Source organism: Paenibacillus sp. FSL W8-0919 (assembly GCF_038003785.1).
Lineage (GTDB): Bacteria > Bacillota > Bacilli > Paenibacillales > Paenibacillaceae > Paenibacillus_AQ > Paenibacillus_AQ lactis.
Genome location: NZ_JBBOPV010000001.1, coordinates 269,169 through 295,987 on the forward strand (window position 1 = coordinate 269,169; position 26,819 = coordinate 295,987).

Genomic DNA, 26,819 nt, shown 5'->3' on the forward strand with positions numbered 1-26,819 from the left:
ACGCTTTAAGTTTCATATGGTTGTCATGCGTTGGGAGTGGGTAGTCCTCCCGCTGCCCTAGCTGCGCTCAACCAATGTTTTGATTTGCTGCATGGCGCTCTCCCATTCCTTTTGCGGGTCAGCCTTCTTCTCGAGCACGTTTTTGAGCGCATTTTTTATAATCGTGTCCGTCTGGTCATGCAGCGGTCCGTAGTATACCGGCTTGACGCGCTCCGCGGATTGGGCGTAAGCTTCCGCAATCACCTGGCCGCCGAAAAATTCGTCCTGGTCTTCCTTGAACGTCGGTTCGTCGTAAACGGCCGGAATCGATGGGAACAACCCGCTGTCTTTAAACGATTTCAGCTGGTTCTCTTTGCTGACGAGCCAAGAGATGAATTCATAGGCTTCCTTCGGATGCTTCCCTTCCTTCGGCAGCGTCAGGAACGAGCCGCCCCAGTTGCCTGCGCCTTCAGGCAATTGGGCGATTTTCCACTTGCCTGCGCTGTCCTCAGCATTGCGAATGGTGCCTGCGATCCAAGCCGGGCCGAGCATGACCCCGAAATCGCCGTCATTAATCGCTTTCTGCCATTCCGGAGACCACAGAATCCAGTTGCCGATCCAGCCTTCCTGGATGCCCTTGACGGTGAAATCATAGGCCTTCTTCACTTGCGGGTTGGTCTCGCCGATAAAGCTGCCGTCTTCTTTATTGAAATAGATTTGATCCGGCGACTGGTCGCGAACGCCGTTATAAACCAGATCCGTCAGGTCGGCAAACGGCTTGCCCGTTTTATCCTTGAACTGCTTCGCCACGGTTGCAAACTTATCCCACGTATCGATTGCGGCGCTGAAGGCTTCCGGATCCGTCGGCAGCCCCGCTTGCTCAGCCAGGTCCGTACGATAATACACGACCGTAGGGCCGATATCCGTTGGAAGGCCGAGCTGGAAGGAGCCGTCCACGGATGTTGCCTGCTTCCATTTCCAGTCGAGATAGTTGCCTTCAATGTCTTTCGCGCCGAGATCATAGAGGTTGTGGAACTTGTCCTGGTTGTTAATGATGCGCTCCATGAAGGCGATTTCAAGCATGAAAATGTCAGGCGCGCCCGAGCCGGCGGACAATGCTGTCGTCAGATTGTTATGATGGGCCGTCTGATCGGACGTGTTCTGGAACTTCACGGTGACGTTCGGATGCTCCTTCGTATACTCCTTGGCCAAATCCTCATAGTTGGTCGTACCCAGCGACCAGAAGGAAAGCTCGATTTTCTCTGTAGAGCTGCCCTCATTCGAGTTCCCTTCGTTCGAGCCGCCTTCGTTCGTGCTGCCTCCTCCCTCTTGGTTGGTACCGCCTCCTGGCGATTCCGCAGAATTGCCGCCACCGCAGGCAGCCAGTGAGAAGACCATGATGATGCTCAGGAGCAAGGCGCTCCATGTTTTGAATCTACTCATGCTTTTACCCCTCTCATGTAACTTATTTTCTTTTTTAGTCTAATGGGAGACGGGCGACATTTTGAGGAGGCAAACTTCCGAATTCAGGTTGAATTTATTACGATTCAGTTCGATAACCGGAAGAAATTCATCCACGACAAAAAAGACCTTATGCACTCTAGAGGCATAACGTCTTGATTGGGTTTCTTGTTTCAACTGCTAATACCGCCCGCTCTGATCGGGACGGCTATAGAATCTGGCGGGTTCACGTTGGCTTCCAATTTGGGACAGTTCCCGCATTTTGTGAAACCACGCTACCTCTTGCCGTATTGGTACAGCTCCAGAATCCGGGAGACACAATCCTTTCCTCCCTCATTCGATTAGCTCCCGAATCGGGTGGAACCATGCATCATCGACGGGAAGAAATCGCTCCATTCCAGATGTTTGCTTGAACAGTCCCGATCCCTCCGCGTCTTCCGGCAGGAAAATGTGCGGATTCCCGCTGACTTCATCGGAAGTAAAGGCATCCAGCAGCTTTTGCTGATCCTCGCTGCTAACGGTATCCGTATTGATCGCAAAGGGAGGATTCAGCACGGGTGTGACCGATATAATCGTAAACGCTTTGCCGGCCAGCGCATGAAGGGGCTCTGCGGCATCTGTCTTGACCTTATACACGGCCCCTGGCATATTCGCCGTTCCGGATGACAGCTCGATATCGTCAGACACGCATCGATCGCAGAAGGCCGCTGCATCAGCTTTACCTGTCAATAAATTCTCAAGCGAGCCCTGATGCGTTCCCCCGTACAGCACTTCACGAAAAACCTGATCCTTACCGCCCTGAAGCAAGTCATCCGTTGTCAAATCCTGATACTTGTCCATCCTGCCCAAAGATCCGATCATTTCATGGGCAGGTATCTTAAACCCGGACATGGAGGTTTCGGACACAAATGATATTTTTTTACCGGCGATAGGCTCCAAAGCATAACCGTTTCCGCGTTTATACGCCCCCTCCTCGCCTTGTCGCACGCTCACCCAGCTAAAATAGAAAGCGTCTTCGAGCGTTCCGGTTTCCCCGCTTGCGACGACCAGCGGCTGGACCATCGGATTTGCGGCGTTCGCTCTGACATAGCCCTCTGTCCCGATGAATGCCAGATCGGCTTGTCCGTTCACAATCGCATCGATGGCATCCGTATCCTCCGTAAAGATGGCATGCTCGACTTGTTTACCCGTCGCTTTCTCGATCACTTTGCCCAGCTCATCACGGGCTTCCTTCACCACGGCCCCGGATTCGCCTTGAAGCCAGGCGATGGTTATCGTGCCCTCGGATTTTGGGCCTGCCCCTGCCCCTGCTACGTGTAACGCACCGCCATTCGTTCCGCAGCCTGTCGCTGCCACCAGCACAACCAGCGAAATCATGAGCAGCCAAATCTTCTTCATCAAACAATCTCCTCTCGGGGACTACCGGTCGTTTGTCTGCCATGCATCAAGACCGGAAAAACGTGCTGTATTCCACAGCTCCGAAGACACTGTTTCCCCAACTTCCCTATATGAAATCAGTCTAGCCTGTTGCTGGGTCGCAAGGGTCAATGCAGTGTAATAATTATGTAAAACCAAGGTAAACATGAGGTTGGGCAAATAAAAAAACAAGCCAGGACCGAATCATCCTGACTTGAATTTTCTTGACGGATTTATGGAAAGCTCTAGCTATTTAACTCTGCGTTTCTCGAATAAAAAAGGTTCACTGTCGGCCATCGCCTTAGATCATCCATCGAATGATGGATCCCGCATAAGTCATGCCGCCGCCAAAGCCGTAGAGCAGCACGTTGTCCCCGCTCTTCAGCCGGCCTTCGTCAATAGCCAGCTGCAGCGCCAACGGGATGGATGCGGCCGATGTGTTCCCGCGGTATTCGACGCTTGTCAGCGTCCGGTCGAGCGGCATCGGCCCACGTTCGCATATCGCTTCGATCATTCGGAGGTTGGCGCTATGCGGGACGAACCAGTCGATGTCTTCCGGCGACATGCCTCCTTTATCCAGAAGCTCGCGGACGCCGTCCGGAATATTGCGGACGGCCCATTTATAAATTTCGCGGCCGTTCTGCACGAGACAGCCGCTCTTTAGCTCCTCGCCGTCCATCTTTTCGGACAGCGCGGTTTTATATAGATGAATGCCGCCTTCGCCGAATGTGCCGGACGTGGACGCCAGAATGCCCGGCCGGCTCTCATCCGCTTCCAGCAGCACCGCGCCGGCCCCGTCTCCGAACAGGACACATGTCGTTCGGTCGGTGTAATCCGTAATTTTGGAGAGCGTCTCGGCGCCAATGACCAAAATTTTCGAGTAGGCACCGCCGGATATAAGCCCGTCCGCCATCTGCAGTGCATAGACGAAGCCGGCGCATGCCGCATTCACATCAAGGGCGCCCGTACTGACGATGCCAAGCTTGGACTGGACTCTCGAAGCCGTGCTCGGGAAGGAATACTCCGGCGTGCTGGTTGCCACAAGAATCATATCCGCATCCTTCACGGTAACACCGTATCGATTGACCATATCTTCCACGGCCTTGATTGCCAGATCGGATACAAATTGATCCTCCGCAGCGATGCGGCGCTCTCTCATCCCCGTCCGCTGAACGATCCATTCGTCGCTCGTATCCACCATCTTTTCTAAATCCGCATTGCTCAGGACGCGGTCGGGAACATACGTCCCGATGGCCGTTATTTTTGACTTGGATTGATTCATGATGACACCTCCATTTTTATTTACGTCTATTATAACACCAAGTATTAGGACTTGGTACTAATTTTATTTGGATAGGCGCCATTAGAACTCCCCTTCCTGAAAATCAAGGTTATCCGCAAGGGCGTCAACCGTCCTTCGGGACGTCGAGATGTTCAAGATATTTCTTCAAATTTTGTAACACGACCGCGTATCCGTCAGGAAACATGTGAATGCCGTCAATGGCATACTCCTTGTACAAATGGCCCTCGGCATCCGTCAACCCGTCATTTACGTCAATAAAGGTATACCCGTGCTTGGCCGCCAACTGCTTGATCGCATCGTTTGCTTCCCGAATCGCCTCATTCGTTCTTCTCTGAAAAATCTCCTCCATCGAAGCTCTGGACACAAACGGAAAGTCGTCTTTGGCATTAACGGGATAGTAGGCCATGACAAATACCCTACAATCGGGCAGCCTTGTAGCGATGCGGGTCAAAATCTCGTCATAGTTTGCAAGCAGACGCTCCAGCTTATAATCAGGCGCGCTGATATCATTGGTCCCAATGTTGATGAAGATGTTGGAAGGCTCAAGGTCAAAAACACAAGTTTCCATCGACGCTAATAATTCCGCAGTGACATAGCCCGCAATCCCGCGATTGTAGATGCAATATGGGAGTGCCAGCGTCTGCTGCAGCTCATTGATCGGGAAAAATTCCATCAGCGATGAGCCCACCATCACCACCTGCCCTTTCAGGGCCAATCGATTGAGCTTCTGGTAGTGCAGCAGCTTCATCTTCTTTTCATCGTTCGCTTCAGGCCATGTGTCTTCCTGAATCCCCGGCTCGCGATCCTCCGCCGTGTGCCACCCTTTATTTTCGTCCGCTGATGCCATTTATATCCCTCCTCTTTCAAAGGTTCAGATTTTGATTTTGTTTACCCTTTCATTCTAAGCCTTTTCACGTTTCCCGCAATGCCCTTGATCGTTTGGAGTGATGTAATACGCTGATATTCACCGAATAAATAAAAAAACAGGACCGGACAAGGCTATGCCCTAAATCCGGTCCTGTCTTCGATACGTCGTCCCCTGCAGCTACGAAATGGTGGCCTGGAGGCTCCATGACGGCCTGCAGCTCCATTATGAGCGGGCGAGCGGGCAGACACCCTCGTTCAACAGCGCGTGCCCAGAGCGTGCCACGAGCACCTTATGAGCATTCACACGCTTTTGACGTGGCAGGAATCGCAAACCTCCGATTATGCGTGTAACCATACAAAAAAACAAGCGCGTTATCGACATATCGATAACGCGCTTGTTGGTTGTGCTTGGCGGCGTCCTACTCTCCCGGGACCCTTCGGTCCAAGTACCATCGGCGCTGGAAGGCTTAACGGTCGTGTTCGGTATGGGAACGCGTGGAACCCTTCCGCCATCGCCACCAAACGTGATTTTTGCGCTGCACTTTGCTTCATGATTGCTCACCAGCAAAATATCAAGCCTTAGAAAAGGCATGCAGCTTCAAAATCGTTTCAAGATTTTTTGAACCTTGAAAACTAGATACGAAACGTCTTTGCGTTGTTTAGAATCCGTAGCATTGTCCCTTCAGATCCTCAGATCTTTCCGGGCCCCGCCAAAGTAATCGGAATCAGCTTCGAAGCTCTTCTTCACTTTGGTGGGTTTGTTTATGCTTCCGTAGCGAGCTTTCTTTCAGAAAGCTTTTAGGATAAGCCCTCGACCGATTAGTATTGGTCAGCTCCATGCATTGCTGCACTTCCACCTCCAACCTATCTACCTCGTCGTCTTCAAGGGGTCTTACATACTGGGAAATCTCATCTTGAGGGGGGCTTCACGCTTAGATGCTTTCAGCGCTTATCCCGTCCGTACGTAGCTACCCAGCCATGCTCCTGGCGGAACAACTGGTGCACCAGCGGTACGTCCATCCCGGTCCTCTCGTACTAAGGACAGCTCCTCTCAAATTTCCTACGCCCACGACAGATAGGGACCGAACTGTCTCACGACGTTCTGAACCCAGCTCGCGTACCGCTTTAATGGGCGAACAGCCCAACCCTTGGGACCTACTTCAGCCCCAGGATGCGATGAGCCGACATCGAGGTGCCAAACCTCCCCGTCGATGTGGACTCTTGGGGGAGATAAGCCTGTTATCCCCAGGGTAGCTTTTATCCGTTGAGCGATGGCCCTTCCATGCGGTACCACCGGATCACTAAGCCCGACTTTCGTCCCTGCTCGACTTGTAGGTCTCGCAGTCAAGCTCCCTTATGCCTTTGCACTCTTCGAATGATTTCCAACCATTCTGAGGGAACCTTGGGGCGCCTCCGTTACTCTTTAGGAGGCGACCGCCCCAGTCAAACTGCCCGCCTGACACTGTCCCCGTACCGGATCACGGTACCAGGTTAGAACCTAGATACGATCAGGGTGGTATCCCAACGTCGCCTCCACACAAGCTGGCGCTCATGCTTCAAAGGCTCCCACCTATCCTGTACAGATCGTACCCAAATCCAATATCAAGCTGCAGTAAAGCTCCATGGGGTCTTTCCGTCTTGTCGCGGGTAACCTGCATCTTCACAGGTATTAAAATTTCACCGGATCTCTCGTTGAGACAGCGCCCAAGTCGTTACGCCATTCGTGCGGGTCAGAATTTACCTGACAAGGAATTTCGCTACCTTAGGACCGTTATAGTTACGGCCGCCGTTTACTGGGGCTTCGGTTCACAGCTTCGGAGTTACCTCCTAACCGCTCCCCTTAACCTTCCAGCACCGGGCAGGCGTCAGCCCGTATACTTCGCCTTGCGGCTTCGCACAGACCTGTGTTTTTGCTAAACAGTCGCTTGGGCCTTTTCACTGCGGCCCCCTCGGGCTATTCACCCTACCGAGGCACCCCTTCTCCCGAAGTTACGGGGTCATTTTGCCGAGTTCCTTAACGAGAGTTCTTCCGCGCGCCTTAGAATTCTCTTCTCGCCTACCTGTGTCGGTTTGCGGTACGGGCACCTTCACCTGACTAGAGGCTTTTCTTGGCAGTGTGAGATCATGACCTTCGCTACTGTAATTTTCACTCCCCATCACAGCCCAGCCTTAACGATGTGCGGATTTGCCTACACATCAGCCTCACTGCTTGGACGGACATCCATCAGTCCGCGTCACTACCCTCCTGCGTCACCCCATCGTTCATAACGGTTTACGGTGGTACAGGAATTTCAACCTGTTGTCCTTCGACTACGCCTTTCGGCCTCGCCTTAGGTCCCGACTTACCCTGAGCGGACGAGCCTTCCTCAGGAAACCTTGGGCTTTCGGCGGATCAGATTCTCACTGATCTTTTCGTTACTCATACCGGCATTCTCACTTGTATGCTGTCCAGCGCTCCTTACGGTACACCTTCAACCTGCATACAACGCTCCCCTACCCCTGATGCAAGCATCAAGCCATAGCTTCGGTGGTGTGTTTAGCCCCGTTACATTTTCGGCGCAGAGTCACTCGACCAGTGAGCTATTACGCACTCTTTAAATGGTGGCTGCTTCTAAGCCAACATCCTGGTTGTCTGTGCAACTCCACATCCTTTCCCACTTAACACACACTTGGGGACCTTAGCTGATGGTCTGGGCTGTTTCCCTTTTGACAATGGATCTTAGCACTCACTGTCTGACTCCCGGATATAAGTCTATGGCATTCGGAGTTTGACTGAGCTTGGTAACCCTTGCGGGCCCCGCACCCAATCAGTGCTCTACCTCCACGACTCTAATTTCCGAGGCTAGCCCTAAAGCTATTTCGGGGAGAACCAGCTATCTCCGAGTTCGATTGGAATTTCTCCGCTACCCCCACCTCATCCCCGCACTTTTCAACGTACGTGGGTTCGGGCCTCCAGTGCGTGTTACCGCACCTTCACCCTGGACAGGGGTAGATCACACGGTTTCGGGTCTACGTCCACATACTAAAACGCCCTATTCAGACTCGCTTTCGCTGCGGCTACGGCTTCTCGCCTTAACCTTGCATGGGAACGTAACTCGCCGGTTCATTCTACAAAAGGCACGCCATCACCCCTATAATGGGCTCTGACTTCTTGTAAGCACACGGTTTCAGGTTCTATTTCACTCCCCTTCCGGGGTGCTTTTCACCTTTCCCTCACGGTACTGCTTCACTATCGGTCGCTAGGGAGTATTTAGCCTTAGCAGATGGTCCTGCTGGATTCATACGGGGTTTCACGTGCCCCGCACTACTCGGGATCCGTCTCGGAGGGTTCACATTTTCGATTACAGGGCTTTTACCTTCTATGGCCGGCCTTTCCAGACCTGTTCGTCTAATCTAAACCTTTGTAACTCCATGTGAGACGTCCCACAACCCCAGAGAGCAAGCTCTCTGGTTTAGGCTGTTCCGCGTTCGCTCGCCGCTACTGACGGAATCACTCTTGTTTTCTCTTCCTCCAGGTACTTAGATGTTTCAGTTCCCTGGGTATGCCTCTAGCTGCCCTATGTATTCAGGCAGAAGTGACTGGCTATTACACCAGCCGGGTTTCCCCATTCGGACATCCCCGGATCGAAGCTTGCTTACAGCTCCCCGAGGCAGTATCGTTGTTCGCCACGTCCTTCATCGGCTCCTAGCGCCTAGGCATCCTCCGTGTGCTCTTAGTAGCTTAACCTTATGCTACTTTTATTGAAACTTGTTTTGACACAAGTTCAGCTAAAAGGATATTTCTAAAACGCAAATTCGTTTCGTTATCTAGTTTTCAAGGATCAAATGAGAGGTTAAACTCTCAAAACTGACCAACGAGTGAGTTGGTTGACTTTACTTCGTAAAGTCTATTCCGGCAGCTTACGCTGACCGTATTTGTACCGCTTCGCTACGGAAGCGAGGTACTCCATAGAAAGGAGGTGATCCAGCCGCACCTTCCGATACGGCTACCTTGTTACGACTTCACCCCAATCATCTACCCCACCTTCGGCGGCTGGCTCCCTTGCGGGTTACCCCACCGACTTCGGGTGTTGTAAACTCTCGTGGTGTGACGGGCGGTGTGTACAAGACCCGGGAACGTATTCACCGCGGCATGCTGATCCGCGATTACTAGCAATTCCGACTTCATGCAGGCGAGTTGCAGCCTGCAATCCGAACTGAGACTGGCTTTTTAGGATTGGCTCCACCTCGCGGCTTCGCTTCCCGTTGTACCAGCCATTGTAGTACGTGTGTAGCCCAAGTCATAAGGGGCATGATGATTTGACGTCATCCCCACCTTCCTCCGGTTTGTCACCGGCAGTCACCTTAGAGTGCCCACCCGAAGTGCTGGCAACTAAGATCAAGGGTTGCGCTCGTTGCGGGACTTAACCCAACATCTCACGACACGAGCTGACGACAACCATGCACCACCTGTCTCCTCTGTCCCGAAGGCCGCCCCTATCTCTAGAGGATTCAGAGGGATGTCAAGACTTGGTAAGGTTCTTCGCGTTGCTTCGAATTAAACCACATACTCCACTGCTTGTGCGGGTCCCCGTCAATTCCTTTGAGTTTCAGTCTTGCGACCGTACTCCCCAGGCGGAATGCTTAATGTGTTAACTTCGGCACCAAGGGTATCGAAACCCCTAACACCTAGCATTCATCGTTTACGGCGTGGACTACCAGGGTATCTAATCCTGTTCGCTCCCCACGCTTTCGCGCCTCAGCGTCAGTTACAGCCCAGAGAGTCGCCTTCGCCACTGGTGTTCCTCCACATATCTACGCATTTCACCGCTACACGTGGAATTCCACTCTCCTCTTCTGCACTCAAGTTCCCCAGTTTCCAGTGCGTCCCGAAGTTGAGCCTCGGGTTTAAACACCAGACTTAAAGAACCGCCTGCGCGCGCTTTACGCCCAATAATTCCGGACAACGCTTGCCCCCTACGTATTACCGCGGCTGCTGGCACGTAGTTAGCCGGGGCTTTCTTCTCAGGTACCGTCACTCTCATAGCAGTTACTCTATGAGACGTTCTTCCCTGGCAACAGAGCTTTACGATCCGAAAACCTTCATCACTCACGCGGCGTTGCTCCGTCAGGCTTTCGCCCATTGCGGAAGATTCCCTACTGCTGCCTCCCGTAGGAGTCTGGGCCGTGTCTCAGTCCCAGTGTGGCCGTTCACCCTCTCAGGTCGGCTACGCATCGTCGCCTTGGTGAGCCGTTACCTCACCAACTAGCTAATGCGCCGCAGGCCCATCCTCAAGTGACAGATTGCTCCGCCTTTCATAACTCTGCCATGCAGCAGATTTAATTATCCGGTATTAGCTACCGTTTCCGGTAGTTATCCCAGTCTTGAGGGCAGGTTGCCTACGTGTTACTCACCCGTCCGCCGCTAACTCTCAGAGAAGCAAGCTCCTCTTCAAGTCCGCTCGACTTGCATGTATTAGGCACGCCGCCAGCGTTCGTCCTGAGCCAGGATCAAACTCTCCAATAAAGATCGTCCGAAGGACGATCGACCTCGCCGGATTTGGGTTCCACTCGGATGAGTGAATCAAATCTGGTGAGTCTTGAAAGAGCGATTAAGCTCATTTAGAAAAACTGACGAGAATTTGTTCAATTCTCTATTGTAACTCCCCGCCGAAGCGGTTTGTTTTTACTCACTCGTTGTTCAGTTTTCAAAGATCAACCTTTTCGTTACCGGCGAATCTAGTTCGCATCAGCAACTCTTATAATTTACCACATCCATTTGAGTTTTGCAAGCTTTTTTTTGAATTTAATTTTTCGTTCATTCATTTCAGCTTGTGATTCAAATGTTGTCCCTGCCTTTTTCTCGGCCGGAATTAGAATATAACACATCTTCAAGAAAGAATGCAAGCATTTTTTTAAAATAATTATAAATAGAGTTTCAATACACCTATACCGATACAAAGTAATCCGCCAACTGGGCTAGATGGACGATCATTAGTAATCGTCCTTCGCTTCATCATACGGCATATAATACAGCCTGACCTCTTCATTAATAATAAGATTTGTTCGCACATCCACCAGCTAAGCTTCTATTTAAATGATGAACGGGATCGGGGACAGAGCCAACGTATGGTGATGTCTCGGCAAAACAAACGTTTAGGAATCGAACCGCTGCTAATTAATAAACGCGCGAAGAAGCAACCGGTCCTGATGACATTTATTGAAAAGCATACAAACGAAAAACCGCCTCTATATATAAGAGACGGTTTTATTATGCGTAATTGACGAATGATTATTCGGCCCCGAGGAACGCGTAACGAACCAAGATGATCACGAACAGAATCCACATCAGCCAGTGCACCTTCGTGTCGGTGCGCCCTGTCAGCTTACCGAATACGGCAAGCACGACGTAAGCAATGATCCCCGCCGAAATCCCGTTGGCGATTCCGCCCGTGAACGGCATCAGGATGATGGTCAGGAATGCAGGGAAGGCTTGCATGAAATCATCCCATTCAATATCACGAACCTGGCTCATCATCAGCACGCCGACAACGACAAGCGCCGGAGCCGTAGCAGCAGAAGGAACAACCAGAGCAAGTGGAGCCAGGAACAGCGCAAGAATGAACAGCACGCCTGTCGTTACGGCCGTCAGACCGGTACGTCCGCCTTCGGCAACACCGGAGGTGCTCTCTACGAATGCCGTAATTGTACTTGTACCAAGGAATGCGCCGGCACTCACGCCGCCCGCATCGACGAGCATCGCTTTACCCAGCTTTTTCTCGCCTTCTTCTTTATTCTTGAGCAATCCTGCACGGCCTGCAGTACCGACCAATGTACCGAAGGTATCAAACAGTTCAACGAACGTGAAGATAAAAATGACCTCGATGAGCCCGATTCCGAGCGCGCCTTTCAGATCCATCTGGCCAACGGCCAAATTATCAAAGGATGGAATCCAGCTTGCGGTGCTAAGACTGGACAGGTCGGTTACGCCCATCGGAATACCGATCAATGTTGTCAGCACGATACCGATCAGCAAAGCGCCCTTCAGCTTCATCACCATAAGAATCGCAATCAGGAACAGCCCGATTAGAGCAAGCAGCGTGTCCTTGTGCTCAACGAAGTTCCCAAGGCCCATATTAAACGCGCCTCCCGGTACCGGCTGGCTAACATCCGTACCCGGGTTGATCGACACGGTAACCAGATTGCCGAGCTTCAATCCGACAATGGTAATAAACAAGCCAATCCCGACCGTAATGGCAATTTTAAGGTTATTCGGAACGGCCGTCAGCAGCATTTGGCGAACCTTCGTTACCGTCAGAATGATGAAGACGATACCTGAAATAAATACGGCTCCGAGCGCAGCCTGCCATGTAATGGCTCCATTCGAGCTCAGCACGACGGTCATGAAATATGCATTCAAACCCATACCCGGCGCCAGCGCAACCGGAATATTAACGAAGAAGCCCATCGCCATCGTTACGAGTCCCGCACCGACCGCAGTCGCGAAGAAGACGCCTTCCTGCGGAATGCCTGCCCCGTTAGGACCGAGAAACAGGTTGTTAACAAGCAGGATGTAGGCCATCGTCATAAACGTCGTAAGGCCAGCGATAATCTCGGTTCTTACTGTTGTTCCGTGTTCCTTTAGCTTAAAGAAACGCTCCATTATAGAGATATCCCCCTTAAAATTAATGACCCGCAACAACAAATAGACCCTAAGGATAAATCCCCAGGGCCGCTGCTTGGAAAAAAGAGCCGCAAAACAATAGCCATCGGAACACAGGCTAACAATCGCTTCGTGAAAACCGGGCGCACTGCCGGAAAGCATCTTTCCTGACAGTGACAGCCGGCTTTAGAAACGCAGTACGTGTCCGCATTATATTGCCGCTCCTCTTTTCGTAGCAAGATCATTACGGTGACCTGTAGAGACTCCCGGGCCCATTCCCGGGATTATACGAAAAAGCTCGTTATTTGTTGTTGTCGTGTCGATTTCTACTCATATTCTAGGACGAGATGCCCAAGCTTGTCAATAACAAAAACGAATATTACACTTGTTAATTTAAAGTAATGTTCGGGATTTGGGGAGAAATCCATAATCATTGTGGGTCGACAGAACTATTTGTAAAAAAACACCCCTGCCATCAAGGCATATCATAACCTGATATCCCCGGTAGCAGAGGTGTTCACTTTCATCCTTTTCGTCTCTCGACTTCAACGAATCGGTTTATATCGTTCGATCTCCCGGAGTACTCCTACTCCCACTCGATCGTTGCAGGCGGCTTGGACGTAACGTCATACACGATCCGGTTGACGTTCTCCACTTCGTTGACGATGCGCACCGAAATCTTCTCGAGCACATCCCAAGGAATGCGGGCCCAGTCAGCCGTCATGCCGTCGATGGAGGTTACGGCACGGATGCCGACCGTGTAGGAATACGTACGGGCGTCGCCCATAACGCCAACGCTCTTCATGTTCGGAAGCGCGGTGAAATATTGCCAGATTTCGCGGTCCAGTCCGGCTTTCGCGATCTCTTCACGCAGGATGTAGTCGGAATCCCGCACAATCTTCAGCTTCTCCTCGGTCACTTCGCCAAGCACGCGGATCGCGAGTCCTGGTCCCGGGAACGGCTGACGGTGCACGATCTCGTCCGGCAGGCCAAGCTCCTCGCCGACTTTGCGGACCTCGTCCTTAAACAGGGCCTTCAGCGGCTCGATGAGCTTGAACTTCATGTCTTCAGGAAGTCCGCCTACGTTATGGTGGGACTTGATGGTATGCGCCGTATCCGTTCCGCTCTCAACGATATCGGTATACAGCGTGCCTTGAGCGAGGAATGCAAAATCGTCGAATTTGCTGGATTCCTCGTCAAATACGTAAATAAACTCGTTGCCGATAATTTTGCGCTTCTTCTCCGGATCATCCACGCCCTTAAGCTTGGACATAAAACGGTTGCGCGCATCGATCTTGACGACCTTCATATCGAACTTGCCGACGAAGGTTTCCATCACGCTCTCAGCCTCGCCCTTGCGCAGCAAGCCGTGGTCAATGAACATGCAAGTCAGCTGATCGCCGATCGCTTTATGAATCAGCATGGCCACAACGGAAGAGTCAACCCCGCCGCTCAGGGCACACAGCACCTTCTGGTCTCCGACGACTTCGCGGATTTCGCGAACCTGGTCGTCGATAAAGGTCTCCATGCTCCAGTTGCCTTCGCACTGACATATTTCATAAAGGAAGTTTTTGATCATTTCATTCCCGTGCACGGAGTGGCGTACTTCCGGATGGAACTGCACGGCGTACAGCTTCTTGTCCTCGTTGCTCATCGCAGCAATCGGAGCGGATTCCGTACCTGCATCCAGCTTGAAGCCGGTTGGCAGTGATACCACATGATCGCCGTGGCTCATCCATACGGTCTGCTTCTGCTCCAGACCCTTAACGAGCGTGGTGTTCGGATTAAATTCCAGCTCAGCCTTTCCGTACTCGCGCTTGGAAGCACGCTCTACTTTACCGTCCAGCTGGTGGGCCATCAACTGCATGCCGTAGCAAATTCCGAAAATCGGAACACCCAGGTCATAAATGGCAGGATCGACATGCGGGGCATTTTCGGAATAAACGCTCATAGGGCCTCCCGAAAAAACAATCCCGCGCGGTGCCAATTCCTTAATCTTCTCCACGGACGTATTATAAGGCAAAAGCTCGCTATATACGCCAAGATCGCGGATCCGTCGTGCTATAAGTTGGTTATACTGTCCACCGAAGTCCAAAACAACGATGATTTCATTAGGCTTATTCATTACCGGGCCTCCCTTGATTAATGAAATTAATTATACGCAACCCGAATTCATACCGTCAAGAAAGAGGCCCCTTCGTTTTCATGCCAGTTTTTTGACAATTCGAAGACACTGGCGTAAAAAGTGTACCTTTTCCGTCCGGGTCCACGGTTCATTTTGAAAAGCCGCCCTCTCCCAGCGCCAGGCAAACTGCATTAATTCAAGCCGGAAAGCCTCATCCGTAACCGATAACGACGAAATATATTGACGGACAGTCTGGCCCCTCTCGAACGCTCCGAACCTGCGCTGGATTTTCTCCCATACGGGAGCCGAGGCAGAGACAAGCCCTTCCCTTGGAGAGACCGCGATCCGGCTTGACAGCATCAGGAAGAAAAGCCTCTCCCGAATGGACGGAATGCAGTAGATCGCTGCCGCAGCCGTCGGAACGAGGATCAAAAGCCCTGCTCCAAAAGAAACAGGCCCAAGGGTAGAGATCAGCATCAGCACGTTGGCGGCGGCATCCAGCATACGATCCCATAAGCCGGACCACGGCAGATGCGAAGCCGTAATCTCGTCCGATGTCGCTGGAGGCGTGGAAGGCTCGGTGCCGAATCCAGGGGTAGGGTCGAACATCACCCAGCCCGTTCCGGGGAAAAATACCTCCACCCAGGCATGGGCGTTCTTTTCGGCAACGCGGTACGTATGCTCCTTCCCCTCCACCGGTTCACCCGGCGCAAATCCGGTCACGTAACGGGCGGGGATTCCTTCGCTTCGCAGCATGACGGTCATCGCCGTTGCAAAATGCGCGCAGTACCCTTCTCTCGACTCAAACAGAAACTGATCGGTAAAGTCGCTGCCCTCCGGGGGGATGGCCGTCTGCAGCGTATACGTATAGTTCCGCTCCAAATAGGATTCGATAGCCTTGACCATTTCATACCTGTTCGAAGCATCCGACGTAACCGTCTTCGCCAAATCACGGACCCTGCCGGGGAGTGAATCAGGGAGCTGCAGATACAGCTCTTTCATATACGACGGATCTTTGCCGGCTGAAGCACGAAGACCTTGCATATCCGGCTGGATATATAGGGATTCCACGGTATAGCGGGATAGTGCAGCCTCCCCTTGCATGGAGACGGTCTCGGACATCCGCTCCACAGAGAGCCCCGGCTCCCGCTTCCCTCCGGCAGTTTGTACATCAGATACCCGGGAAATAATTCCTCCGGCCAGCAGCGGCTTCACCTGGGAAGGCTCCTCAAACTGCAGGGTCTGCACCAGTGTTCGTCCTTCTGACCGCTCCCAGAAGGGGAGCTTGTCCCTTAAATTGTCCCTCAGCTTAGCAGTCGTTCGGATGGCGCGATCCTGGTCCCATTTCCGGCCGTCGTACAAGCTATAGGCTTCGCCCCGCCAATAGGTCGGAATCGGAGACTTCGCCGTGAAGAACACCTCATCGCTCATCGATAGCGGACCTCCCAAATCGCCCATCACAGGTGAGTATCCGATCATTCGCGCGGCAGGCAGTGCATCCTCCGCCGCATCCCGGACGTGCTCCCCTATGCCCGAGATCCGCTCAGCGAGATCCGTTAACGTCAAGCCTGCGCCTTCATAAGGCTCGTTGAAGGATCCGCCAAGACGGGCTGCCCCGATTGCCAGTACGGCCGTCACGATCACGGCCATGCTCCAGCGCAGCATGGGCAGAGACGCATACTGACCAGATGGCCTCAGGTTTGTACAAGTACCCGAATGAACAGTTCGTCTCTGGTTTGCATCTCCATCAGAATGAACAGCTCGTCTCCGGTTTGCTTCATCATCTGAGGCTTCCCGGCCCAGCCTCACAATATGCATCAGCCCTTGAGCCATCAGAAGGTAGAGCATAGCCAGCCCCATGTCGGAATACAAGCTTCGCTCCGACACGGAGGCAAGCACGGCCAAATAGACCAGCGTCGAGCCTCCGAACAGCCAGACGGACAGGCGGTAAAGGGATAGCATATGAATGGCCGATACCATGATGCCCCAGCCGATCAAGAGAACCATCGTTCTGCTCTCCTCGCTGAGCCCGGTAAACGCCCGCGTGTTTATGACGCCCGCCGCATCCCCTGGAAGGATGACCGAAGCATATTCGTGCAGCCATTCCAGCGGATTGGCGTAGTTAAACAATTGGGCGCACAGCCAAATGACCAGCAAAGCGTTCAGCGGCAGCCACACCCATTCACGCCAGGTGGACAGGCCTTGAAGGAGAAGAATCGCCGCAAGAAGAGCCAGTGCTTGCAGAATCAGGTCCCCGCCCGCCCCGTTAACGGCCTGCAGCGGGAGCAGCCACTCCGACAGCAGTCCTGCTACCGGCAGGGTAATGAGCGCACGCTGAAGCAGGGTCCCGGGAAACGTTCTGGAAACGAGGGAAGAACGGAAATGCCCGGCGGGATGGCTCCCGGGCCCAACGCGTTCTTCCGCCTTATCGTGCAAGCTGACCGGATCCATTCCCATTCCCTCCCTTCAACGATCCATCTGCCGGAGCTTCCGGTATTCCGCCTGCAATAACCAGCCTTCCTCCCAGGCGGTAAAATTCCTCGGCCCGCTCCTGTCCCGTCGAACGAATCGGATGCCCGCCATCCCCGGAAATGCGGATGGCTGTCCGCTGCTGCCCGCTGCGCAAGCAGCATATCGTAACGTCCCGAACACCGCTATTCAGCAGTTTGATTCCAAGCAGGGCCGCTTGCTCATTCATGGTCCCGGTTATGATCGTCCAAGCCGTATCCCTCTCCAATACATCCGTCGACATCCGCGCGTATTCCTCATAAGGATCAGCCGCTTCCACCCCGCCCGATATCCGGACAGATGCCAGCGGAAGGAGGATATCCCGCCTTTGCGCAGCGTTATCGCCTCTATATTCGGACACAGGCGTCAGGGATTGGTACGCGCTTGTCCATAGCTTGTAAGGTACTCGGCGGTCATGAAGCTGACAGAGGAACCCGGCTGCGACAGCAACCGTATCCTCGAAGGCCTCCTCGTACGTGCCTCCCTCTCTTCCAAAAACACCTTGGCGCTTCGTATCCAACACGATACATTGGCGGATGCCGCTCCCTTCCTGCGGCAGGAACGATTGCAGACGCCCCAGCTTGGCGGAATTTTTCCAGTGAATCCGGTTCATCGGATCCCCGGGAATATAATCCCGCAGGCCGCTGCCCCGAATGTCCGTCCGCCTCTTCGCGAAGGTCCGTTCATCCTCCCGATCGGCTGACCCGCCGCGGGGGACAGCTTGAAGCTCAGGGCCAGCCGCCGGCCGGGGAAGTACGGAGATCCCGGTCATTTCACTGGCAAGCTGACGGCTGATCCAGAACCATCCGAACAGGTCCCCCCAAGCAATTTCGCTGGATGCCTCCGTCCAGATGCCACGGGGAAGCCGGTCAAGCTGATAGCTGTAAGTGAGATTTTTGCGTAATCCGGGAAACAGCAGTTTCCGATGCGAGCAGCCTCCGATCGTATCCTGAACCATCATCCAAGGCACCGGCAGCACGGTTTTATAATCAATCCGAACTGTGACATGAGCGGAGTCTCCCCTATAGATGCATGCCGGAGTACATGTCCGGCTAACGGTAATCCGGGACGGTCCGAGCAGCCTGAGCGCGGCCCCTCCGATCAGAACCAGCGTGCACGCGAGCCACAGCAGCCGGAGAGCTTCGCCCCCCAGCCAAACATAAAGACCCAGCGCTACGAGCCATATGGCCAAAGCTCTCATCCAATCCGCCAGCTCCCGCTTCACCGCGAGCCGCCTTTCCGGCTGCGCTGGCGCGGGAGCTCGAACTGGGCAAGGATGGCGTTCACCATCTCCTGCTGAGTCAGTCCCGCAGCCCGTCCTTCATGATTCATATGAATCCGGTGGGCAAGCACCGGGACGGCAACGCGAAGGCAGTCATCCGGAATGACGTACATTCTCCCATCCATATAGGCTGATGCTTGGGACGCCCGGTACCAGGCCAAGGTGCCCCGCGGGCTGATGCCAAGCGCCACTCCCCGCTGCCGGCGCGATGCATCAGCGACGCTGACCATGTAGCGTTTGATGCTCTCATCAACGAACACCCGCGCCGCCGCCTGCTGCATCGCCATCAGCTCGGAACCTGCCATTAATGGCTTCAATTTATCCGCCATGGCGCTGCTGCTCCTCCGATCCAGCAGCACCATCTCACCTTCCATATCGGGATAGCCCAGCGACATTCTCATGAGGAAGCGGTCGAGCTGGGCTTCCGGCAGCCGGCTCGTCCCCTCATATTCATAGGGATTTTGGGTTGCAAGCAGGAAGAATGGGGCCGGCAGCGGGTAAGTCCGGCCGTCGACGGTGACCCTGCCCTCCTCCATCGCTTCCAGCAGCGCAGACTGCGCCCTGGGCGATGCCCGGTTAATTTCATCGGCTAACACGATGTTCGCCATGAGAGGTCCGGGGCGAAAGACAAACTCTCCCGAATGGGGATAATAAACGGAGGCACCGGTAATATCCCCCGGCATCAAATCGTACGTAAACTGAATCCGATTGAAATCGCAGCCGATCAACGCGGCTACCGTTTTGACCAGCATCGTCTTCCCAACGCCCGGCACATCCTCCAGCAGCACATGCCCACCGGCCAGCAGTGCGATCATAGTGAGCGAAATCTGTTCCTCATGCCCGACAATGACGCTGCCGATCCGGCTTCTAACTTTACCGAGCAGGTCCGGAGCCCACTCGGGATCCATTCGCTCCTCTTCCATCATGGATGAACGCAGCAAGAACATCACCCTCCAACCTTCCATATTCATAGAACAAAACATAGTTGATAGCCTTAGTTATGAATCTATGAATAGGTTTTCCAAGATGACTCCAAGATAGACATCGGCAATGAGGCGAATAGCGGTGTTAGCAGGAAATTCCGTAAGGTTCAAATCCGGTCTGCCGCTATGAGAAGCATCGATAGTGCATCAGCATCGGAGCATAGCTCGGCTTTATTTTGTGGATAGCGGACAGAAGAAAGCCCGCAAGAAGAAAGCGGCTATCGCTTCCTCTTACGGGCCTGCTCCGGCTCGTGCGTTCGTTTCCTTTATGAACCCCTTGCTGTAATCTACCCCTTAATTCCAGACAGGGTCACGCCTTCGATGATATATTTCTGCCCGATGATATATACGATCAACACCGGAATCAGCGCGATGGAAGCACCCGCCATCATCAGCGTCCAGTCCGTGGAATACATGCCCCGGTACAGGTTCAGCATCATCGGCACGGTAAATTTGTCCGTGCTGCTGAGAAAAATCAGCGGGTTGAAGAAATTGTTCCACATCCCGAGAAAGGTGAAGATTCCAAGCGCCGACAAGGCTGGCTTAATAAGCGGCAGCATGATTCGCGCATAGATGGTCCACCGGTTCGCACCATCCACGATGGCCGCCTCCTCCATCTCCTTCGGTATGCCTCTGAAGAACTGCCTGAGCAGAAACACGCCGAAGGCGTTGAGCAGGGCGGAGGGAACGATGATTGCCAGATGCGTATCCAGCCAACCGATATTTTTCATGATGAGGTACAGAGGGATGATCGTGACTTGCCCCGGCACCATCATCGTGGCCAGGAACAGGATAAACAGCGGCTCCCGGAACGGAAACGATATTTTGGCAAAAGCATAGGCGGCCATCGAACAGGTTACGAGCTGCGATACCACCACGATGACGTTGATATAAAAGCTGTTCAGATAAGCTCTCCCGAAGGGCAGCGCCGTCAGGGAGTCCTTGTAGTTGGACCAGACGAACGGGTCCGGAATCCATTTTGGCGGCACGACGAACACCTGGGATAAATCCTTGAGTGAGCTGAGCACCATCCATACGAACGGCAAGGCCATGATGCAGGCGCCGATGATCAGGACGGTGTGCAGCAGGACGGTCGACGCCCGCAATCCTCGGTACGGCATGTAGCTTCTCCTCCTTCCTCTTACGTCCATTAATCCTCGTAATGAACCCAGCGCCTAGACATCTTCATCTGGAACAGGGTCAGGGACAGAATCATCAAGAACAGGATGACCGCCGCCGCCGTGCTCTTGCCGAAAGTGAAGTCCGCAAAGGCCGTTTCATAAATGTGATAGACAAGGGTATAGCTGGCTTTCGCCGGACCGCCGGACGTCATGACGAAGGATTGGTCGAACACCTGGAAGGAGCCGATAATCGACATAATGGTCACGAAAAAGGTGGTCGGCGACAGCAGCGGAATCGTAATGTGGATGAGCTGCTGCCATTTGCCGGCCCCGTCGATTTCAGCCGCTTCATAATAGCTTCTAGAGATACCCTGTAGCCCGGCCAGGAACAGCACCATGTTGCCTCCAAGCCCCATCCACACGCTTAGCATGGCGATCGAAGGCATGACGTATCTCGAATCGGTCAGCCATGACGGCCCCGTAATGCCGAACCACTGCTTCAGATACATGTTGATAAGGCCGAAGTCGGCGTTGAACAGCCACATGAATACGACGGCGACCGCTACCGACATCGTGATGTTCGGCATGAAATAGATCAGCCGGTAAAGGATTTTTCCGCGAACCCGATTCAAGCCGACGGCAACGAGCATCGCCAGCACGATCCCTGTCGGCACGGACAGAATGGTGTAGTATACCGTATTGACGAGCGCGATGCGAAACTCCTCGTCCCGAAGCTGGCCGATGAAGTTCTGAAAGCCGACGAACTGCTTCGTCCCCATCCCGTCCCAATTCATCATGCTGATCACGAAGGCCGAGACGAGCGGAATTAATGAAAAAGCGACCAGTCCTAGCAGTTGCGGGAATATGAATAAATAGCCCCACAATCCTTCGGATGTTTTGCTGCTCAGGGAAGAGCCCCTTCTCTCCGGGAGCCGCTCCGGAGAAGGGGCGGCTCCCGGGCTTCCTGCAGGCTGCACGTTCATGTCTACTCACCCTTCCTCTCGGAGCTGGATTATTTTTTGCTGTTCTTGTAATCCTGGATCTTCTGGTTGGCCATAGTCTGTATATCCTTAAGCGAGCTATCAAGCTCCTGATTCTTCAGCCATAACGCTTCGAACTTCGAAGTAATATCCTGGCTCAGCCCAGGGATGCCGGCCTCGAACGGCGTCAGCGCATAACCGACCTCGCGCGCGTCGAGGAACAGCTGGGCATGCTCCGGCAGATTGCCCTCGAGCACGACTTCATCGGTGCCTGCGACGGACGGAACCGCATTGCCGCCGCCCTGCAGGCGGAAACGCTGGCCGTCTTTATTCAAATATTCGGAGAAGAACGTATACGCGGCCTCTTTATTCTTCGAGGCTTTATTCATCACCAGGTATGCCGTAGGAATGCCGGCCGGCTCGATTTTGTTGCCCGTATTGGTCGGCCAGGTAACGACGTCGTATTCAAGGCTCTCATTTTTCTTGAACAATGGGAGATACCAGCGCCCGGCACCCACGAAGCCTACTTGATTGGACATGAACATGGCATCCCCGCCCTGTCCTTTCGGCAGCGTGCCGGAGAACGTGATATTCTTCGACTTTACGTTGTCATACAGGAACTGGAACGCTTCCTTCGCCTTCGGATCGTCGGCCGCGACGAAATTTCCGTTCTCGTCATACACCCGGCCGCCGTTGGAGGTAACCCAGCTGTGGTAGCTGTTCCAGGAGTTATCCAGCACGTAGCCGTACTTATTGCTCGCCCGGATCTTATCGGTCATCTCCTTGAACTTGTCCCAGGTCCATTGCCCGCTTGCCTGCAGCTCCGCCGGCATCTCGGTAATTCCCGCTTCTTTGAGTACTTTCTTGTTGTACCAAAGCACCATCGGGTTGCAATCCACCGGAACCCCGTACGTCTGTCCGTCCCGGACCGCCGCCCCCCATAGTCCTTCGAAGTAGTCCTCTTTCTTGATAAGGCTGTCCGGAGCCTCCATATGCGGGGTCAGGTTCTCGATGCTCTGGTTTTCGATCAGCTTAACGATCAGGCCGTCGCCGGCATAGAAAATATCCGGAGCCGTTCCGCCTGTCAGCTGCGTCAAAATCTTCTGGTCATACTCGCCGGGAATCGGAATAAACTCCACTTCGATCTCCGGATGCCGCTTGTTGAAGTCCTTCGTCATCTCCTGAAATCGGGTGAGCTCCCCGGGGTTGCCCCATGTCGCCCATTTGATCTTGACCTTCTCGCCGCTTGCCGAGCCGCCCCCATCCGATTCACCGCCACCGCATGCTTGAAGCAGCATGGACAGCATTAGAATGACAGCAAGCAATGCCCCTCTTTTACGCGTTCTTGTCATTTTCATTTCCTCCGTTTCCGACCGATTTGGACTAACCTGAAAAGACTCTTGTAAACGCTTTAATTATAAAATTTTGGCAAAAAGCTTTGGAACGGATTATGTTCCGAATAAGTGGCTTCTTTTCCGATCCTGCAAGAAACCTGCTGCCGCCTTGTCATTTGCGGTTCAATCCCTGATACTCGGCCGGCGTCATCCCGACCAGCTTCTTGAACAGCTTGCTGAAATACTTCACATCGTTAAATCCTGAAAGCTCCGCCACCTCATACACCCTGAGCGAGGTTGCAGCCAGCAGCTCTTTGGCACGCTTTACCCGAAGATCGATCACGTAGTCGATAAAATTGCTCCCCGTCACCCGCTTGAACAGCTCGCTGAAGTAATTCCGGCTTACTGCGACTTCATCGGCGACCTCCTGAAGGGAGATCGGCTCCGTGTAATGGGCGTTAATATAGGAAATGGCCTGAAGGACGATCCGCTCGTGCAGCGTGGCTTCCGGAAACGGACCGCGATTCGGCTCGTCCCGAACCGCCTGAAACGCGTCCAGCATGACGCTCCGCACCTCTTCGACAGACCGAAGCCGGGTTAACTCAAACGCCGGGGATACAATCGGCAGGGCGGACAGGCTGTACGTGGACAGCATGCCAAGAAGCTCCTCCGCTTCAACGAGCACCTCCTGCTTCCCCATTCGGGACGGCATCCATCGCTCCATTACCGACTGCAGAAGCACTTCGCACCTCGGCAGGTTTCCGACGGCCAGCGCAGCCCTCAAGGCCTGCAGCTCGGGCTTTGCCTGCTCCGGTCCGCCACGGTCGCCCAAGGCACCAATATCCTCCGCGTGAAAGATGCGCCCCTCCCGGTAAAAGAAAGAGGCTTCCAGGCTTGCACTCGCCTCTACGTAGGCCTCGGCGAGCCGCTGGGGCCCGGCATACCGGCGGCTGAGCCCGATGGTGGCGAAGGCGGCAAGCGGACGGAGGAGATGATCGCAGCGAGGATCCTCTGAACGCTCCATGCCGTCAACGGGCACCCAGGCCGCAAGTAAATCCGGTCCCGTTCGGACCGCAAGCGCATCCGGCAGCTGCTCATATAAGCAGCTCTTGAATCGTTCCATTTCTTCTTCTCCGTCCAACGGGGCTGCTCCGAAGCCGTCCGATCTCGGCCCTCCGTCCAGTCGGCAGACTGCCACGACGAATTGGCCGTCACTCCGGAACCCGGCCAAGTTCTCCATGGCGGCAGCTTCGCCGTGCAATGCCATATACAGCGTCTTCTCATCGGCCCGTTTCCGCTGTTCCCGCTGCTGCCGCTCATGCTCGGTTACGATACGCTCAAGGCGCTTCTCTTCCTCCAGCTTCTGCCGCATCCGCTCCAGCACATCCTTCAGCGATGCTGAATCGAGCGTCGGCTTCAGAATGTAATCGGCCGCGCCGAGCCGAATGCCTTCCCGGACGTATTCAAAATCGCTGTGGCAGCTGAGCAGCAGCACTTTCACCCATGGGCATAGCTGCCTTGTCCGGCGGGTAAGCTCAAGCCCGTCCATGACCGGCATCGCGATGTCCGTAATCAGAATGTCGACCTCTCCCGCCTCGATCCACTTCAAAGCCTTTTGACCGTTCGATGCCTCCCCGACCAACCGATAGCCGTATCCCTCCCAGTCAAAAGTGGTCCGGAGCCCTGTGCGGGCAATCGCTTCGTCATCAACGAGCAGCACTTTGTACATGAATATCCCCTCCGTTCGCCGGAATCAAGATGGTCACCCGCGTGCCTCCCTCTTCCTTCCGCTCGACGTTCAAGCCGTAACGACTGCCGTAATACAGCCTCACGGTTTGATGGACATGCGACAGTCCGATGTGGGTCATTCCCTGCTTGGAGCGGTTGCGCTCATAATCCAGCAGCCCGGCAAGCTTCTCCGGCTCGATTCCGATGCCGTTGTCCTCGATGTGGATCATGGCATCCTCCTGCTGCCGCCGGATGACAACCCGGATGACCCCCTTGTCGTCCAGGGGCGCAATCCCGTGGAAAATCGCATTTTCCACAATCGGCTGAAGCAGCATGCGGGGAATTTGCACGTCATCCATGCCAGCCGGACAGTCGACGACCAGCTCAATCGGATGGTCGTAGCGGTATTTCTGGATGATCATATATTGGCGAAGAAGCTCCAGCTCATCGCCAAGGCGTATAAATACCCCGCTGCGCCCCAGGCTGCCTTCAAGAAGATGCACGAGCGCCGCTACGGCCTTGTCGACATCATTGGTGCGGTTCAGCTTGGCCATCCACCGGATGGAGTTCAGCGTGTTATATAGAAAATGCGGATTGATCTGATAGCGAAGAGCCCGGATTTCAGCTTTCTTCTTCTCCGATTCCTCTGCGGCAATCCGCTGGATCAACAGGTCAATCTGCTCGATCATCTTGTTGAAGCTTCTGCCGAGCTGCCCGATCTCGCTTGGACCGACATTGCGGCACCGGACGCTCAAGTCCCCGGCTTCGCTGCGGCGCATCAGCCGGCTTAAATGAACGAGCGGATTGCCGATTTTCCGCGTCATGTAGTATCCGATCCCGATGGCCGCCAGCATCGAGCCGAGCACGATCCATACGGTAAAGCTGCGGATGCTGGCCGAATCGGCCGTCAGCTCCTTAAGCGGAACCATTCCTACGACATGCCAGCCGTTATTCAGCCGGGAAGGGATCATGAGCGTTTTCTTGTCGTTCCACTCGTATTCCGTCGGCCCTGTCGGCAGCTCCACAGGGGAGCGCTTCCCGTACATGGCCGGATCTGGATGATAGAAGAAGCGGTTCTCGTCGTTGGCGACATACATGTAACCCGTATCCCCGAACTGGACGTGGTTCAGCTCGTCAATAAGCACATCCCCCATAATTTCGAAGAACATGACGCCGACGATCTCCCCCGTATCCCAGCTGCGGATCGCCCTTCCAAGCCCAAATACCGGAAACCCCATGCTTGTCTGCTTCAGATAGGAGGTGTCGGACAGACCGAACCACACCGTTTGCCCGCGAGCCTCCAAAATCGACTGAAACCACGCCGATTCCCATTGACTCGGAATAGACATCAGTGAGTCCGCGCTGAGGACGGAATTGTTCCGCTTGATATCAAAGACGTACACGTCGATGATTTCCGGCGAGTTGATCATAATGGAGGTCAGCAGATCCTTGCCCTCTTTAACCTTGAGATTCAGGTCATATTGACTGAGATCCGGATCCTCCAAAATGCCGTGGACGACTTTGCTGTTCAGCACCATCATCGAGGAATCGTCCAGCTTCTTGAAGAACATATTCAGCTTGTCGCTGACCTGCGTAATCGTCAGCGATGCCACCTTGCCCACCTGCTCCTCCACGATGGATGCCGACTTGTGGAAGGATAGGAAGCCCATCATTAGAACCGGCAATGTCGTACCAATGAAAAAGAATAAAAACAGCTGCGTTACGATCGAATGAAGACGGCGGTATCCCCGCATATGCAAACTCCCTCCTCTACCAGATCAGAACATGAATTTTTTGACAGCGCTTTCAAATAAGAGGCTTTTGTATTCTTGTACATATGTCGACAAGCTTCCAGGCATATCTGTACCTTGTGTCGGTTCCCTCCGGCCCCTCCTTTCCTTACTTCCCTTCCAACCTTTCCTTCCGCGTCCGTTAGCTTCCGGCTGCTACTGCTCCCCTTCCCTTGCTACCTTTCCTTCCGCGCGTTCGCTTCTGGCTGCTCTGCTCCCCTTTCCTTTCCGCCCATCCTCTTCCCGCTCCAGTCTCCTTCTGGCCCCCCGCGAAACCTCAACTTCAAGTAAGGTCCGTCC

14 protein-coding genes, 3 rRNA genes and 1 riboswitch are annotated in these 26,819 nt (G+C 53.9%); all 17 genes read right to left on the reverse strand.

What is annotated here, in order from left to right:
• Nucleotides 1–57: 57 nt before the first annotated feature.
• Nucleotides 58–1,422 (reverse strand): ABC transporter substrate-binding protein, encoded by a 1,365-nt coding sequence (locus tag NST44_RS01090; protein WP_340897409.1) that lies wholly within the window; start codon nt 1,420–1,422, stop codon nt 58–60.
• A gap of 351 nt (nt 1,423–1,773) precedes the next feature.
• On the reverse strand, nt 1,774–2,838 hold the full coding sequence (locus NST44_RS01095; RefSeq protein ID WP_340897410.1) for a PhnD/SsuA/transferrin family substrate-binding protein: 1,065 nt from the start codon (nt 2,836–2,838) through the stop codon (nt 1,774–1,776).
• A gap of 319 nt (nt 2,839–3,157) precedes the next feature.
• A complete protein-coding gene (locus NST44_RS01100) occupies nt 3,158–4,138 on the reverse strand; it encodes a ketoacyl-ACP synthase III (RefSeq protein WP_007132757.1) in 981 nt (326 codons plus the stop codon).
• A gap of 124 nt (nt 4,139–4,262) precedes the next feature.
• Complete coding sequence (locus NST44_RS01105; RefSeq protein WP_007132758.1) at nt 4,263–5,006, reverse strand: GDSL-type esterase/lipase family protein; 744 nt, start codon at nt 5,004–5,006, stop codon at nt 4,263–4,265.
• 426 nt (nt 5,007–5,432) lie between these two features.
• Nucleotides 5,433–5,549 (reverse strand): 5S ribosomal RNA (gene rrf / locus NST44_RS01110).
• A 276-nt stretch (nt 5,550–5,825) separates the two neighbouring features.
• Nucleotides 5,826–8,753 (reverse strand): 23S ribosomal RNA (locus NST44_RS01115).
• 225 nt (nt 8,754–8,978) lie between these two features.
• Nucleotides 8,979–10,532, reverse strand: a 16S ribosomal RNA gene (locus NST44_RS01120).
• Together the 16S, 23S and 5S rRNA genes form the textbook arrangement of a ribosomal RNA operon.
• 765 nt (nt 10,533–11,297) lie before the next feature.
• Nucleotides 11,298–12,668, reverse strand: coding sequence for an NCS2 family permease (locus NST44_RS01125; RefSeq protein WP_007133020.1), 1,371 nt, complete (start codon nt 12,666–12,668; stop codon nt 11,298–11,300).
• A gap of 213 nt (nt 12,669–12,881) precedes the next feature.
• Nucleotides 12,882–12,980, reverse strand: a riboswitch (purine riboswitch).
• Between the two features lie 274 nt (nt 12,981–13,254).
• Nucleotides 13,255–14,793 (reverse strand): glutamine-hydrolyzing GMP synthase, encoded by a 1,539-nt coding sequence (gene guaA, locus NST44_RS01130; RefSeq protein ID WP_007133021.1) that lies wholly within the window; start codon nt 14,791–14,793, stop codon nt 13,255–13,257.
• Between the two features lie 78 nt (nt 14,794–14,871).
• A complete protein-coding gene (locus tag NST44_RS01135) occupies nt 14,872–17,244 on the reverse strand; it encodes a transglutaminase-like domain-containing protein (protein ID WP_340897417.1) in 2,373 nt (790 codons plus the stop codon).
• On the reverse strand, nt 17,219–18,526 hold the full coding sequence (locus NST44_RS01140; protein WP_340897419.1) for a DUF58 domain-containing protein: 1,308 nt from the start codon (nt 18,524–18,526) through the stop codon (nt 17,219–17,221). The genes NST44_RS01135 and NST44_RS01140 overlap by 26 nt, the downstream gene beginning before the upstream one ends.
• Complete coding sequence (locus tag NST44_RS01145) at nt 18,523–19,530, reverse strand: AAA family ATPase (protein ID WP_085978431.1); 1,008 nt, start codon at nt 19,528–19,530, stop codon at nt 18,523–18,525. The genes NST44_RS01140 and NST44_RS01145 overlap by 4 nt, the downstream gene beginning before the upstream one ends.
• 323 nt (nt 19,531–19,853) lie before the next feature.
• Nucleotides 19,854–20,687, reverse strand: coding sequence for a carbohydrate ABC transporter permease (locus NST44_RS01150; RefSeq protein WP_007133025.1), 834 nt, complete (start codon nt 20,685–20,687; stop codon nt 19,854–19,856).
• A 29-nt stretch (nt 20,688–20,716) separates the two neighbouring features.
• Nucleotides 20,717–21,670: a carbohydrate ABC transporter permease gene (locus NST44_RS01155; protein ID WP_007133026.1), complete on the reverse strand. Its 954-nt coding sequence runs from the start codon at nt 21,668–21,670 to the stop codon at nt 20,717–20,719.
• 29 nt (nt 21,671–21,699) lie between these two features.
• Nucleotides 21,700–23,019, reverse strand: a complete 1,320-nt coding sequence (locus NST44_RS01160) for an ABC transporter substrate-binding protein (RefSeq protein WP_340897422.1) — start codon at nt 23,017–23,019, stop codon at nt 21,700–21,702.
• Between the two features lie 154 nt (nt 23,020–23,173).
• Nucleotides 23,174–24,730: a response regulator gene (locus NST44_RS01165; protein WP_340897423.1), complete on the reverse strand. Its 1,557-nt coding sequence runs from the start codon at nt 24,728–24,730 to the stop codon at nt 23,174–23,176.
• On the reverse strand, nt 24,708–26,483 hold the full coding sequence (locus NST44_RS01170) for a cache domain-containing sensor histidine kinase (RefSeq protein ID WP_007133029.1): 1,776 nt from the start codon (nt 26,481–26,483) through the stop codon (nt 24,708–24,710). The genes NST44_RS01165 and NST44_RS01170 overlap by 23 nt, the downstream gene beginning before the upstream one ends.
• Nucleotides 26,484–26,819: the final 336 nt, after the last annotated feature.

Excerpts from the sequence above, each read along its gene's own strand:
- NST44_RS01090 (WP_340897409.1), bottom strand. The coding sequence starts at position 1,422 with ATGAGTAGATTCAAAACATGGAGCGCCTTGCTCCTGAGCATCATCATG.
- NST44_RS01095 (WP_340897410.1), bottom strand. The coding sequence starts at position 2,838 with ATGAAGAAGATTTGGCTGCTCATGATTTCGCTGGTTGTGCTGGTGGCA.
- NST44_RS01100 (WP_007132757.1), bottom strand. The coding sequence starts at position 4,138 with ATGAATCAATCCAAGTCAAAAATAACGGCCATCGGGACGTATGTTCCC.
- NST44_RS01105 (WP_007132758.1), bottom strand. The coding sequence starts at position 5,006 with ATGGCATCAGCGGACGAAAATAAAGGGTGGCACACGGCGGAGGATCGC.
- NST44_RS01125 (WP_007133020.1), bottom strand. The coding sequence starts at position 12,668 with ATGGAGCGTTTCTTTAAGCTAAAGGAACACGGAACAACAGTAAGAACC.
- guaA (WP_007133021.1), bottom strand. The coding sequence starts at position 14,793 with ATGAATAAGCCTAATGAAATCATCGTTGTTTTGGACTTCGGTGGACAG.
- NST44_RS01135 (WP_340897417.1), bottom strand. The coding sequence starts at position 17,244 with ATGGATCCGGTCAGCTTGCACGATAAGGCGGAAGAACGCGTTGGGCCC.
- NST44_RS01145 (WP_085978431.1), bottom strand. The coding sequence starts at position 19,530 with ATGTTCTTGCTGCGTTCATCCATGATGGAAGAGGAGCGAATGGATCCC.
- NST44_RS01150 (WP_007133025.1), bottom strand. The coding sequence starts at position 20,687 with ATGCCGTACCGAGGATTGCGGGCGTCGACCGTCCTGCTGCACACCGTC.
- NST44_RS01155 (WP_007133026.1), bottom strand. The coding sequence starts at position 21,670 with ATGAACGTGCAGCCTGCAGGAAGCCCGGGAGCCGCCCCTTCTCCGGAG.
- NST44_RS01160 (WP_340897422.1), bottom strand. The coding sequence starts at position 23,019 with ATGACAAGAACGCGTAAAAGAGGGGCATTGCTTGCTGTCATTCTAATG.
- NST44_RS01165 (WP_340897423.1), bottom strand. The coding sequence starts at position 24,730 with ATGTACAAAGTGCTGCTCGTTGATGACGAAGCGATTGCCCGCACAGGG.
- NST44_RS01170 (WP_007133029.1), bottom strand. The coding sequence starts at position 26,483 with ATGCGGGGATACCGCCGTCTTCATTCGATCGTAACGCAGCTGTTTTTA.